This window comes from Microcoleus sp. F4-D5 (genome assembly GCF_036704885.1).
Lineage (GTDB): Bacteria > Cyanobacteriota > Cyanobacteriia > Cyanobacteriales > Microcoleaceae > Microcoleus.
The window spans coordinates 1-13,996 of sequence record NZ_JAUBSX010000053.1 but is presented as its reverse complement, the minus strand read 5'-3'; the positions used below and the strand labels follow the sequence as shown (position 1 = coordinate 13,996).

General features: G+C 44.9%; 8 protein-coding genes. 2 read left to right on the top strand and 6 right to left on the bottom strand.

Annotated elements, in window-relative coordinates:
• Nucleotides 1-8: 8 nt before the first annotated feature.
• The 6 genes from QUA80_RS21985 to QUA80_RS21960 form a co-directional block, all read right to left on the bottom strand.
• Nucleotides 9-2,834, bottom strand: coding sequence for a BPTD_3080 family restriction endonuclease (locus QUA80_RS21985; RefSeq protein WP_333427197.1), 2,826 nt, complete (start codon nucleotides 2,832-2,834; stop codon nucleotides 9-11).
• A gap of 24 nt (nucleotides 2,835-2,858) precedes the next feature.
• Nucleotides 2,859-4,043, bottom strand: a complete 1,185-nt coding sequence (locus tag QUA80_RS21980; protein WP_333427196.1) for a Fic family protein — start codon at nucleotides 4,041-4,043, stop codon at nucleotides 2,859-2,861.
• Between the two features lie 130 nt (nucleotides 4,044-4,173).
• Entirely contained in the window at nucleotides 4,174-4,782 is a 609-nt protein-coding gene (locus QUA80_RS21975; protein WP_333427195.1) for a Uma2 family endonuclease, read from the bottom strand.
• 83 nt (nucleotides 4,783-4,865) lie between these two features.
• A complete protein-coding gene (locus tag QUA80_RS21970; RefSeq protein ID WP_333427194.1) occupies nucleotides 4,866-7,472 on the bottom strand; it encodes a site-specific DNA-methyltransferase in 2,607 nt (868 codons plus the stop codon).
• A 257-nt stretch (nucleotides 7,473-7,729) separates the two neighbouring features.
• Nucleotides 7,730-10,066: a glycoside hydrolase family 31 protein gene (locus QUA80_RS21965; protein WP_333427193.1), complete on the bottom strand. Its 2,337-nt coding sequence runs from the start codon at nucleotides 10,064-10,066 to the stop codon at nucleotides 7,730-7,732.
• Between the two features lie 143 nt (nucleotides 10,067-10,209).
• Nucleotides 10,210-10,698, bottom strand: a complete 489-nt coding sequence (locus QUA80_RS21960; RefSeq protein ID WP_333427192.1) for a hypothetical protein — start codon at nucleotides 10,696-10,698, stop codon at nucleotides 10,210-10,212.
• A gap of 47 nt (nucleotides 10,699-10,745) precedes the next feature.
• Between QUA80_RS21960 and QUA80_RS21955 the strand changes: the two genes are divergently transcribed.
• Entirely contained in the window at nucleotides 10,746-11,330 is a 585-nt protein-coding gene (locus QUA80_RS21955; protein ID WP_333427191.1) for a TetR/AcrR family transcriptional regulator, read from the top strand.
• 665 nt (nucleotides 11,331-11,995) lie between these two features.
• A complete protein-coding gene (locus tag QUA80_RS21950) occupies nucleotides 11,996-13,600 on the top strand; it encodes an alkaline phosphatase D family protein (RefSeq protein WP_333427190.1) in 1,605 nt (534 codons plus the stop codon).
• The last annotated feature ends 396 nt before the right edge of the window (nucleotides 13,601-13,996 follow it).

The window sequence follows — 13,996 nt, the reverse complement described above, 5'->3', positions numbered from 1 at the left end:
TAGTAACTTTATCTCAACTGAAATGCAGCTTCCTCCAAGATTAGCCTAACGTCAGATGGATGTGTTGAGACTGCACGTTGCCAATGACCAAAACCACCATGCTGGTTAACAGCTTTAATCCACTGATCGAGAAATCCCCATTTAGCCTCATCTTGACGAGTTGGTTGCCCTTTAGTTTCTAGAATCAAAAAATTGCCATTTTTCAGACGAACTATAAAGTCGGGGCGATATTTCCGAACAACTCCGCCAAAAATATAGAGAATCTCAAATCCAAGGTGATCGTTTTTCACCCAAGCATCTACAATACGATCGTTTCTTTCTCGATCGAGTTCGTAGGCTTCGCTGGCTTCCCATGTACTGTCAAAGACGCAGCAGTTGATGTGAGATTTACGAGTGTGCTCACAAGGTTTACCTGTGTACCAGGAACGCATATCACCTGTAGATCGGATTGGATGAACTGGATCAAAAACTGGTTCAATTCTTTCTGTATTTTCTAAATAAATAGCTTTCCAGATGTGTTCAACGACTTTTCTCAGATTAAGAGTGATCAGGATACGCCGTCGAATTTCGTCTCGATTGAACAATGGGGGAGTAATTTGGAGAAAATCTGAGTGTATAAATTCTTCTACTAATCGAATCAGTTTTGCCAGTAAGTATTCTCGATTGCCTTTCCAAGCCGGTTTCATCTGGTCAAAAATATCTCTAGCAACCTCAAAAGTGATTTTTTGCAGTCGCTGTTTTCGACCTAAATCTTCTAGGTCGATCGCCTTAATTTTAGTCACATCCGGTTTGCCATCCACAATAGGAGCGAGTTCTGCTAGTGTGCTATTGTCATAGGCATCTAACTGTAAAGTCTCCACTTGAGACATATTTAGTTTTAGTTCAGGTTTATAAATGTAATCAATGCGAACGATATTTGGAAAGCTTATTTCAAACTGCTGCTTTTCAGGATCGGGTTTAATTTCAGTTTTAGGAGTAGGGGGCGGAGGCGGCGTTCCTTCATCGGATTCGTGGGGAAGAAAGGTAAAAGGAACACCAAAAATATTAACATATTCGGCTTCAAGTAGCTTTGTTTCTGGGTTGATGTCGTAAGTAGTTCTCCGTAAACCTCTACCTACCACTTGTTCACACAAAAGCTGGCTGGTGAATGCGCGAATCCCCATAATATGCGTTACAGTTTTAGCGTCCCAGCCTTCAGACAGCATCCCAACTGAGATGACATTTTGAATCTGTTCCCCAGGCTTTCCAACTTGACCAACCGTATCCACCATTTGCCGTAAAAGTTCTGCCTGTTCTTTCTTAGAAAGTTTGCGAATAGGCTCATCATCAGAGTTATCATCTTCGGCAGTTTCTGGGTTTGTGTCTTGTATCTCAGTGCTTTCCTCTTGGGATTCTGCCATTTTCAGAACGTTAGAATCTATGTGTAATGTGTATTCTGGAATGCAGAGTTCTTCGACCTGAATTTTGTTATGGTCAAAGGCATATTTGATTCGGGCAGCAGTTTCGGTACGGTTGGCGATCGAAATCATTGCTGGTGGAACTTTATGCTCAGATTCTTTCCATGCTTTAGCAGTTTCCAGCCAATCTTTTCCGAGTAAGAGGTAGCCGTTGTTGAGCAAATCAGGAAGCGATTCATTAGGCTTGGCTTTACGATTTACATCATCGTAAACTTCTGGATCTCGATAAAGATGGTAAAGACGGGATTTGAAATCTTGCACGTTGAGTCTTGCATCGTCGCGAATCACAACGCGGGGAGTCTTGACTAAGCCAGATTCGATCGCATCATTTAAGCCAAAATCACTGACAATCCAGCCAAATAAAGCTTCTTCTGAACTCTTTTTACCAGACGGGGCGAAGGGTGTGGCGGAGAAGTCAAAGCAGGTGAGGATTTTTCTAGCTTGGTGGATGCGATCGCACCCACCCACCCACTTAGTTGCCTCATCTAAGTCTTCTTTGCTGATACCTTTAACTTTGGATTCAGCAGGAATGCGCCATGCGTGGTGTGCTTCGTCGTTGATGACAACTATGTTGCTGGAGTTGGCAAGTTCACCTAAAACCTCTCGGGCGTAGGCTTCATTACTTTTTGCCCCACGTTTATCAACTCCTTTTTTCTTTTTAATTTGTTCCTCAGTTTCCCAATTAAGGGTGTGCCAGTTACGGATTAAAACTTTGCCTTGACGAAGTTGATCGAATAAGCCGAGAGGAACAATATTGAAAATTTCGTAGTAGCTATTTTCAGCAGAGGGAAGCAGAACTTGCAGACGATTCTTAACTGTAAGTCCGGGGGCTATGACAAAAATAGCTTTGGAAAAGCTGGAGTCTTGGGGATAGGTAACTTTATTCAGAATTTGCCATGCAATTAACATCGCCATGACGATTGTTTTGCCGGAACCTGTTGCCATTTTGGAACACAGGCGTTTGAAGTTTCCCCCATCGGAAGGAATGTCGATACCAACTTTTTCAGACGCGCGGGATTCCGTGAGCCAGATTAGGGTTTCTATGGCTTCTAACTGACAGAAAAAGAAGGGAAAGTCGCGTTCTTCGGAGTTGTGCCAGTGTTCTAGCAGACGCTTGGTAACGCCTGTAACTCCGGGGTATCCCTCATTGCACCAAGCTTTGACGCGGGGACGGATTTGGTTAACTAGAGGAATTTCGACAAATTTGCCTGGATCGTCGAAGGTTTTGGAGCTTTCGGAAGCAATGATATAGCCTGCGGGTCTTCTCCCTTCTGCTCGGCTAAATAGGCGAGAAGTGCGATCGTAGTGCCAATATTCTTGCGGTTCTTCGTAGGGAGAATTGATAATAAGTTGATCGATGTTAGTTTTTGATGACATATAATTTGCTGTATTAAAAAAAGATTAACTTTGAGTTGATGGTAGAGAATCAGATTTTTCTGGATTGATTAGTGAGTAGCTGCTTTCAAAAAGATCCAGATAGGGTTTGTAACGATAAAGTCTGTTGCGTTGCCAACCTGTGACTTCTTGAACCAAAGCAATTTCTACAAATTTATCGACTATTTTCCGAGCTGTTGCGTAACTACATTGCAATTCGTTTTCTACTAAACGAATATTCACGATCGGGTGCTGGAAAAGTATATCTAGCAAGCGCAATCCATAAGTGCTACTGGAAATTTGCTGCCCAATAATTTCGCGGTGTTTTTCGCGCATTTCCAGAATAGAACGGGCTGTTGTTGTTGCTGACTGACTGACTTCAAAAATACCTTGAAGAAAAAACTTTAACCATCCTTCCCAATCACCATGAGTGCGAATTGCCATCAGGCGATCGTAATATTCTATTCTGTGAAATTTTAGATAATGACTGAGGTATAGTAAAGGCTTTTGCAGGATTCCTTGCTGACAAAGCAAAAAAGTAATGAGCAATCGTCCAATCCGTCCATTTCCATCTAAAAATGGGTGTATTGTTTCAAATTGAGCGTGAGCTAATCCGCAATGAATCAGTACAGGTAAAGAATTGGTATCGTGCAAAAATTTTTCTAGATTATCGAGGGTTTTGTGCATTTCTGCCACTGTTGGAGGTACAAAAGCAGCAGTAGCCAGGTTACAACCTTGAGGGCCAATCCAATTTTGACTTTTCCGAAATTCTCCCGGTGTGCGATCGCTTCCTCGCACGTCTTTGAGTAATTCTGTATGAATTTCTCGCAGCAAGCGCAGACAAAGTGGAAATTCTTGAAGCCGCTTTAAACCGTAGTTCATGGCGTTAACGTAGTTAACAACCTCCTGCACATCTTTAAAGCGTTCTTGACCTTTGACATCAATTTCATATTGAAGTACGTCCTCTAGGGTGCTTTGCGTTCCTTCAATTTGCGAACTAAGAACGGCTTCCTGACGGACGTACATCGCTACGAATAGGTCAGGGTTTGGCAAAATAGAGGTAGCACCGTCTAGTCTTCCCAAAGCGCGATCGGCATTGGAGAGCAAGCGATTTAACTCTGCGTCCATTTTGATGGGCGGTTTTGGGGGGAGTGGCGCTGGAATGAAGGCGCTGTATCCTTCAATTTGTTGGACGTATCGACCAGATCGCATAATTGGGTGACGGAGGGACAAAGGTTGAGGTCTTGTTATCTTATGTTATTCCAGTGAAATAAGACGGCTGGAGCGGAATCTTATTATAGTAAAACGCTTTTTAGTATAATAAGATTGACGGTCTGAACACTTACCCACAATTAAAAATTTGCTTTGCGGTCAAATTCAATTCTGGGAATACCGCTGATTCAACCCTTTTATCTCCCCGAAACAGCTTAATTTGATACTCACCATCAACTAACTGATAAACCGATAAAGTAGGCTGTTTCGGAGAACCAATATAACGGCTACCACCTAAACCCAAATAATCTACAATCCAATATTCAGGAATGCCTAATGCTTCATAATCGATCATTTTGTGTGCATAATCATCACGCCAATTTGTGCTGACCACTTCAACCACTAATTTTACGGAATCTCCCTGAGTAATAACTGATTCTCTTTCCCATCGAGACTCATTGGCTGCTACGGCTTGTTTATCTAATACAATTACGTCTGGATCGTAGCCCGAGTTATCGCTAAATTTAATTGTACATTCCTTGGGAATAAAGTAAGGAAGTTGTAGTCGCCTGATTTCTAAACCAAACTCGAACGCCTGAAAACCGGCGCTGGCTGAATGTTTACCAGTTGGATTTGGCATTTCAACAATAACTCCGTTATGTAGTTCGTAGCGTCCGTTTTCTGGTTTCCATTCCAGAAACTCATCAAAAGTCATTAACTTGGATATTGCTTGAATCATGGTAAAGTCTCCAATCCTCTAATATCATTTTAATATGATAACAATCTGCGGACGCTAGAAACCCGGTTTCTTTGAATTTGCAATTATGGCGTTAACCGAATAATCTTCAAACTCTCAATTCCTCTATCGTCCACAATCTTAACAGCAACGCGCTGATGTTCTCCAATTTCAAAAGGTAACGAAACAGTACCCTGATAAGACTCAATTAAATCCTCGTCAATTTCGGCTTTGAGATTGCGGGCTAGACGCGACCAAGCATCTTTTTCTCCTGCCATCGGGAAGAAAACCTGACGCGGGAAAACGCTTCTGCCATCATAATCGATATCTAACATCCATACGGCAATTTTTTCAACGCTGCCAGACTCGATCTTTCCAGTCTTGGTGTTGTAATAATCGAAACCGTGAACTTCTACTTCCCACTTACCTGCATCTTCTCCTCTGTTGATGCGGCGGAGGGCGACATCTGGTTGACCCATCAGCCAGAAGCTATCGTTACTAGCGCGTTTTTTCTTAAGGTCTTCTGTCTGCATATCCATGTTCATTTGTACTTTCAGAAGCGTGACACCGGGCCAGTTGGTTTCGTCGATGTCTTTGGCAGCTTCAGGGTCAAACTGGAAGGCGGCAAAGATAATTAATTTAGGCTTGGGTACTAAATTGTATGCTTCTTCAATAGCTTGGTTAACGTGGCGTTGTTCTAGGGGAGCGTGTTCTGAGCCGAAAGAAATCACAACTCGCATCGGTTTATCATAAGTGCCGCCAGATTCTTTGACGGTATTGGCTCCCAAATCGTTAGGTTTAGTTTCGGCATCGGCATGAAGCCAGCGAGTACCGGGTAAAGCTTCGACTCGCGAAAACAGGATGTATTGCCCGTTTTTACCGCGAATTCCTGTTTTTAGCATTTCATCACGCCATTCTGATTGCCGCAGAGTCTCACCAGAACGAGCAATTGATTGGTCAGCAACGGGTGGATTTATAACATCATCAATTGGTTTGACTATGGGGGCGGGGACTGCCTCGACTGTAAATGGGCCTGTAACTCTGACTCTGGATTTATCTATCAAGGGTTGGTCGTAGAGAGTTTCTTGGTCGGCATATTTATTAATAGCTTGTTCGATTTCTATGCGGTTCATGCCTTCCCGAATTTCTGGGTTATTGGCAATAGATTTAAGGGTGATGTGAGGGACGGTTTTGTATTTGAAACCACCGCCTACGCCTTCTTGTGGTTTTGCTAACTGGTAATAGTCAAAGCTGGCGGTCATCAAGCGCTGTCTTGCTAGTGTTATTGCTACCCGCGAGGTATCGCAGGTTATCCATCTGCGTCCCCACTGTTCGGCAACGTAGGCAGTTGTGCCGCTACCGCAGGTGATGTCGAGAACTAAATCGCCTGGGTCGGTGGTCATTAAAATACAGCGTTGAATGACTTTAGTTGCTGTTTGTACAGCATATATTTTGTGAGAAGCAAATCCACTTTCAATTGTATCTGTCCAGTTATTAGTCAGTGTGGAAAAGGGGAAATCTGATAAATAAACAATAAATCTTAAGCTATTGCCTAATGTCAATAACCGATTCGCTTGTGCTAATCTATTAATTCCATCAGGTGTCGTTGACCAACCCCGTTTTGGCTTAAACTCTTTTCCTTCAAACTTAATTGGAAATTTATTTAACTCACTACCAGTGCTTCGAGCAGATTCTAAAGCTCTATGTGTAAAAATCAATGATTTTTTTGGGGCTTCACGAAGGCTAGTTATGCGGTTTTTTTCTCCTTCTTTTTCTACCCATAAATCTTGCGATCTCGATGCCCATCCCCCATCATTAATAAGCAAGGGATTAATCTTGACCTGATTATAATCTTTGGCATACCACAATAAAAAGTCATTAACTGATGGTAGTCCTATAGTATTTGTATTAGCACCTCCCCTTAAAAAACTAATTAAAGATATCCGGTTTTTATGCCCCATAATTTCATCCATTAACTCTGTAACATGATGCACATTCTCATCCGAAATTTGCACAAGAATACTACCACTTTCAGATAACAACTCTCTCGCCAATAACAATCTATCTCTTAAATAAGTCAAATAAGAATGAATACCTAATTCCCAAGTATCCCGAAACGCTTTAATCGTTTCTGGTTCTTGAGTCAAATCCTCATCTTTCCCATCTTTCACATCCCGCTTATTCACAAACGGCTGAAAATTTGAACCATATTTAATCCCATAGGGCGGATCGAAATAAATCATCTGTACTTGTCCTGCCATTCCCTCTTTTTCTAATAGGGAATTCATCACTAACAGCGAGTCTCCAGCAACTAAGCGGTTACTCCAATTATGCTTGTGCTTGTAAAACTCGATCGCCTGTCGAATGGGCGGATTTTCTTCTGCTGTTTCAAACATAGATAACTGCACACCCGGACTTTGATTTTGCTTCCGTACTGCTTCAATAATGCTGCGCGGATCGATGCGTTCGTGAACGTGCAGCGAGACTGTAGGGACTTCAAAGCTAGTATGTTCTGCTTTCCCAGCCCAATCTAACTGAGGGGCAAGATGAGGATCGTAGGCATATTGTTTGCTATCCCCATCTGGATCGGTGTCTGGCGTAACCAGTCCGACGGGTGGGTTATTTACCCTTTGTTGGTTTTCGTGCTTGTATTGCGCGATCGCTCTTTGGTCAGGTTTCTTTTGCCTCGCCATGCGACTTCCTTATACCCTCAAAACCTTTACCTTACAATTTATCCCACACCTTTGGCAAATTTGTTAGATGTTTTTTGGGATTGCTCTAGTCTGCTAATATCTTGGCTATTCTTGAAATGAATTTTATCTAGCCACAATGGAATCACAGGCGATCGCTCGATCGAGAAATACGATCGCCCTTTCCATCTCAAACTCTACCAGATCGAGCGATCGCCCTGAATGAATCCCACCATAGCATAAACCGCTTTATGCCAAAACTATCCAAATGTCAAACGCCGCACCGTACCGTCATCTGTAAATCGCTGTTCGCCAACGCCAACAACTTCCACAATAACTTCGCGTTCTGATATCAAAAATTGACCCTCGCGCGCGGCAATTTCAACGATGATTTTTTCCCCTTCCAAATACACCTTATAATTAGTCGTAGCCCAGACACCTTTTTCATGCTCAAAACTGTGTCCGTCGTCCTCATAAAGCGTCCATTCACCGCTTCCGGGCCAAATTCGCATTTTCAATGAATCAAGCGGTTCTTCGCTGACAAATTGCCTCACGGGCGCGATCGCAATTATGCCCCCACCCCGCGCATACAGCGGCATTCTTTCCAAAGGTGCATAAGCTAAAATGTGCGTCGGGCCCTGATAGCATTCACCCGTCCACCAATCGTACCAAGTACCCTCCGGCAAATACACGGCGCGGTGTTCAACTCCCGGGCGGTAAACAGGTGCAGCCATCAGCGACGGGCCGAGCAATACTTGATCGTAAAGGTGATAAGTTGCCCGATCGCGCGGAAAGTGATACAGTAGCGGTCGCAAAATCGGCGTTCCCGCCGTCGCAGCTTCCCAAAACAACGTGTAAATATAAGGCAACAACTGATAGCGCAAATTGATGTATTCGCGGCAAATCTTCTCAGTGCGATCGCCAAAAACCCACGGTTCGTGCTGCGCCGTACTCATCGCCGAATGACCGCGCATCAAGGGATACAGCATCCCCACCTGCATCCACCGCGCGAACAGTTCAGCCGTTGCATTCCCCGCAAAACCGCCGATGTCGCAACCGACAAACGCCACGCCGGAAAGCCCCATATTGCAAAGCATTGGTAGCGACATTTCTAAGTGTTCCCACTGCGATTGATTGTCGCCCATCCACACCGAGGAGTAACGCTGAACGCCCGCAAAACCCGATCGCGTCAGCACAAAAGATCGATCGCCAGATCGCACTTTTTGCAATCCTTCCGAACAAGCTTTCGCCATCATCAACCCATACAAATTGTGGGTTTCCGCGTGGGTAGCGCGATCGGATTCCGGGCCTTGCGGTGCATCCAGGGGAAAGCTGATGTGTTCGCCGCCGTCGCCAAAAGGCCGTTCTGCGATCGCAGGTTCGTTCATGTCGTTCCAAATCCCCGCAATCCCAATATCTGTCAGAGTTTTGTGCAATTCGCCCCACCACTGCCGCACCTCCGGCCGCAGGAAGTCGGGAAACACCGCTTTGTCCGGCCAAACGTAACCGTGGAATAGCTTTCCCTCTGCGGTGCGAACGAAATAGTCATTCTCCACACCGCGATCGAATATTTCATAATCTGCTTCCGGTTCGTACTTGACACCGGGATCGACAATCGTAACCACCTTAAAACCCGCTGCTTTCAAGTCTGCGATCAGTTTCGCCGGATCGGGGAAACGCTTCGGGCTCCAGGTAAAAACGCGGTAGCCGCGCATATAGTCGATGTCGAGGTGGATGACATCGCAGGGAATCGCCCGATCGCGAAATTCCTTCGCCAACTCCCGCACAACGTCCTCTGATTCGTAGCTCCAGCGGCATTGGTGGTATCCCAGCGCCCATTTTGGCGGAAGCGGCATCCGGCCGGTTAACTGCGTGTAGGTGGCGATAATTTGGGCGGGTTCCGGGCCGTAAATGATGTAGTAATCGAGTTCCGGGCCTCTGGTTTCCATCCGCAAAACCCCCGGTTGTTCGGCGCCGATGTCGAATTGACTCCAAAATGTCGTGTTGAAGAAAAAGCCGTAAGCGCGATCGGGATTCAGGGCGATGTAAAATGCGATCGCCTGGTACATTTCATCGGTGAGGGAATTGTAGTCGAGGGAGTCGGTTGTCCAGTTTGTCTTGACTTCGGAGAGTTTGTCGAGAAAGCCGGTGCGTTGGCCGAAACCGTAGAAGTGTTCGTCTGCTTCGATGCGCTTCCAGCCTGCGGTTGCACCTGCGCGCCATCCCATACTGCGATCGCAGTCGCTAGCAAAGGGTTTTCCCGATTTGTCAAAGCATTCGATTGCAGGGCTAAATCGCTTTACGTAAATTAATATTTCTGCGGTTTCAATTTCTATTTTTTCGTCAGTTTCTCGCACTTCAAATGGTGTAATTTCCCACTCTTCGTCAGCGAGAGTTATTGAGTGCGATCGGCTGTTAAATTCACCTGTCGGGGACATTCGCACTCGGATTAAATTCGGTGCGAGGATGCTGATATTTAGGGAGGTCTCGCCGCAATTAAAGTGGATTGTGCGATCTGTTTTATTTATGGATTGTACTGAGGCGATCGTTGACCAAGGCTGTTCAGTAGTTTGGAGTTTTCCGAAGTATTGCGGCATATACTCTGACTCGAAATATTATCGATTTTGCTTTCACGAGTTAAGGGTTGTCATCTGGCAAAAGGAAGAAATGAGGGGGACTTGTCGAGGAAAGCGCGCTCGCTCTAAAATTAAGGCTAGCTAGTGCATTAAGCAAGAATAGTTCACTTGATAAACTGCAACAGACTAAACTCTTGGCGAATGTCTAGGAGAGAACGATCGAGCAAAGGCTCAAACTCCAGAAAAGGAACGCGGTTTTGGCGTTTACGAGTTTTGAACCAAATTGATATCAGTTCTGGAACCAGTGGAGGAAGCACCCTAAGAACTGCTCCATAGAGCCAAAGTATACCCTTCTCTCGAATCATATCGTCATACATAACGTCTACGGCTGGTGTATTTTTCATTTTTAGATAAGTCTGAAAAGTACACTCACTCGTCCACCAAAAGAGTGGCAGAATTTTTAGCTCGTCGTACATACCTGTATCGCAGCCGTAAATGACATGACCAACATCATGAGCAAGCAGTATTTTGGCGAATTCTGGCGGCTGAGTCTCAGGCGGAGTTACATGGGGATTAAGCGCGTAGTATTCCCTTAGACCTTCTCGAAGGGTCTGGGTGCTGTTTTTGTCTTTGTAGTGAGGGCGCTGAGTCATAATTTATATTTCGATACGAAACTGTATCGTAAACTATAATAGCACTCATGAGTGATACCAACAAAAAGCCACCCGGAAGACCTCGCAGCGCCCAATCTCATCAAGCAATTCTGCAAGCGGCTCTAGAATTGCTGGCAGAAGTCGGGTTTGCTGCAATGAGTATGGATGCGATCGCTGCTCGCGCCGGAGTTGGTAAGACTACTATCTACCGCCGCTATGCTTCAAAAGAAGAACTTGTGGCGGATGCGATCGAGAGTATTCGAGAAGAAATTGTGATTCCTGATACAGGTAATCTTCAAAGCGATATTGATACTCTGATTCAAAACGCTGCTCAAATTACACTCAACCCGATCGGACGACAAACCGTTGCCATGATTATTAGCAGTGCATCAAGTAATCCTCAATTTGCTCAAATCTATTGGACAAAATATTTACAACCTCGACGAAAAGCTTTTGCAGTAGTCTTGGAACGGGCAAAAGCGAGAAAGGAAATTCAGGCAGATTTAGACTCGGATTTAATCTTCGATACAATGAGCGGGATTATGCTCTATGCTCTGATTTTTCAACCGCCTTCTGAATCTTGGACAACCTACGTTCGTCGCGCCCTCAATCTTCTATTCCGAAACGCTTGAACACACACAGATCGCCTTGAAGAGGTTAGGAGCAGTATTTTTTTCCCAAAAGTGCGATCGCGCTTTACGGCTAAAGTTAGTAAAGCGCGATCTCATGCAGCAAAACCCCAATATCTCCGATCGGTCCGATCGACCGCCTGATTGAGCCGATCGCCTGGGAGTATTGTAAAAGGGAGAGCTAAAGAATCTAAAATAAATGTTACCTAAGTTTATTAAACCTTTAACTTATGCGTCTTACCGAAATTTTACCCCTCCTCAAAGAGTTATCTCACTCCGATCGACTGTTGCTACTAAATTTCGTGGTAGCCTAATTATTGAATGAATCAGGTTTAATCCCATTGGATGTTCAGAACAAAATAGCTAGTCAAGGTTAATATGCTTCTTTTGAAGCTGCTGGTTTAGCGAAAGCACTAGCAGAGGAAAAAGCGAAGACAAATGGTTAATATCGTGCTTTGGTGGTCTAGATGGTTGCTTTTTCATCAATCGCCTGCTACCTTTATTTTGGGTACACTAAAACTTGATATAAAACCTGCCTTTGTCTGTGGGATTTGTTTTCCTCCTCACAGTTCGGTGCGTCTCAGGAACAGGAGTGAATTTGCTGATAGTTGCGTACATCACAAATTAGTTAAAGTACAGTCTCGGTATTTTTAAAGAAGAGGGTACCCATGAAAGGTAAAAAAAAAGACCAACTCAGCCGCCGCCATTTTCTACTCGGTTCGGCAATTGCAGGTAGCGGTATTGTTGTAGCCAACCTGCGATCGAAATCTGGGTTAGCACAATCTTCTGCACCGGCAATTATCACCTCGGATCGGATGCGCCCCAGCATTCCATACGGTGTTGCTAGCGGTGATATTACCGGCAACAGTGCGGTGATTTGGAGTCGGTGCGATCGCTCCTCCAGGATGATAGTCGAATATGACACCGCCGACTCCTTCGGCAACGTGCAGCGCATCATCGGACCTGCAGCGTTGGAAACTAGCGATTACACGGCGCGTATTAACCTGATTGACCTACCAGCCGACCGGCAAATATTCTATCGAGTCAGCTTCCAGAATTTAGCCGATCCAAACATCTACAGCGCCCCCGTTACGGGGAGTTTCCGCACACCTCCAAACAGCAAGCGCGACATCTTTTTTGCCTGGTCTGGAGACACCGCCGGACAGGGTTGGGGTATCAATTCTGAATGGGGCGGCATGAAAATCTATGAAACTATCAGGCAGCTTAAGCCAGACTTCTTCATTCATTCTGGCGATTACATCTATGCAGATAATCCGATTAAATCTGAGGTAAAACTTGACGACGGTAGTATCTGGAAAAACATCACAACAGAAGAAAAGTCAAAAGTAGCTGAAACCTTAACAGAGTTTCGCGGAAATTACATCTACAACCTGCTAGACAATAACTTCCGGCGCTTCAACGCCGAAGTGCCTCAGCTAGTTCAGTGGGATGACCACGAAACTACAAACAACTGGTATCCCGGCGAGATGCTAATTAGCGATGACCGCTACAAAGTCAAAAGCAGTTCTTTACTGGCAGCGCGAGGCAAGCAAGCATTTATGGAGTATACGCCAATGCGCTTCGATGCCAACGACCCAGAACGGATTTACCGTTCGTTCAATTACGGTTCTTCCCTGGAAATTTTTATGCTGGATATGCGCAGCTACCGAGGACTAAACACTACCAACCGTCAGACAGCAGCAAGTGAAGAAACAGCGTTTTTGGGTAATGCCCAAGTTAGGTGGTTAAAGAACAAATTGCAGAATTCAAAGGCAAGGTGGAAAGTAATTGCTAGCGATATGCCGATCGGATTGGTGATTGAAGATGGCAAAAACAGCGGCAAATTTGAGAACCTCGCCAATGGAGATGGTCCTGCATTGGGACGCGAACTCGAACTTGCTCAGTTGTTGCGCTTTATCCAGCAAAACAATATCCAAAATGTCGTTTGGCTGACCGCTGACGTGCATTATGCTGCCGCGCACTACTACGATCCCGGTCAAGCTCAATTTACTGATTTTAAACCGTTTTGGGAGTTTGTTGCCGGGCCGCTTCACGCTGGAACTTACGGACCAAATAAGCTTGACAATACTTTTGGTCCCCTTGTTAAATTCCAAAGTTTGTCGCTACCAGAAGTAGAAAATCTACCTCCTACAAAAGGTTTTCAGTTCTTTGGTACGGTTAAAATTAATGGCGACAGTCAGGTGATGACTGTGGCGCTGCACAACCTTGAAGGCAAAATTCTCTACAGCGTGGACTTGCCGCCGGAGGTTTAAAACAGCTTTAAGGGCGCTGGACAAGTCGATCGGCAAAATTACAAAATGTACGATTAATATCAAGTTCTATCATCTGTGAGCAATCGGGCGGTAGTAACGCGCTCAAAGCGGTATCTACTTACCGATAGAAAATAATATTCTCAATGCTAGTCAAACAAGCCTGTTGGGCGGCGATCGAATCTAAGCGAAGCGCAAAGACTCTGCACCTTAGTTGCAACAGAATTGTTATGCTGCGCCGTCACTTTCCAAAGTAATTGGTATACCCATTTGAGTGAACCACGTTAACTTGTCGAAGTATCCACGCTGAAATTGAATTTTACTATAGCGCGTCGCGTGAGAACCCCGGTCTTTTAAGCCGGGGATGAAACGCAGTTGTAGCCTTTAGGCTACGAGTGT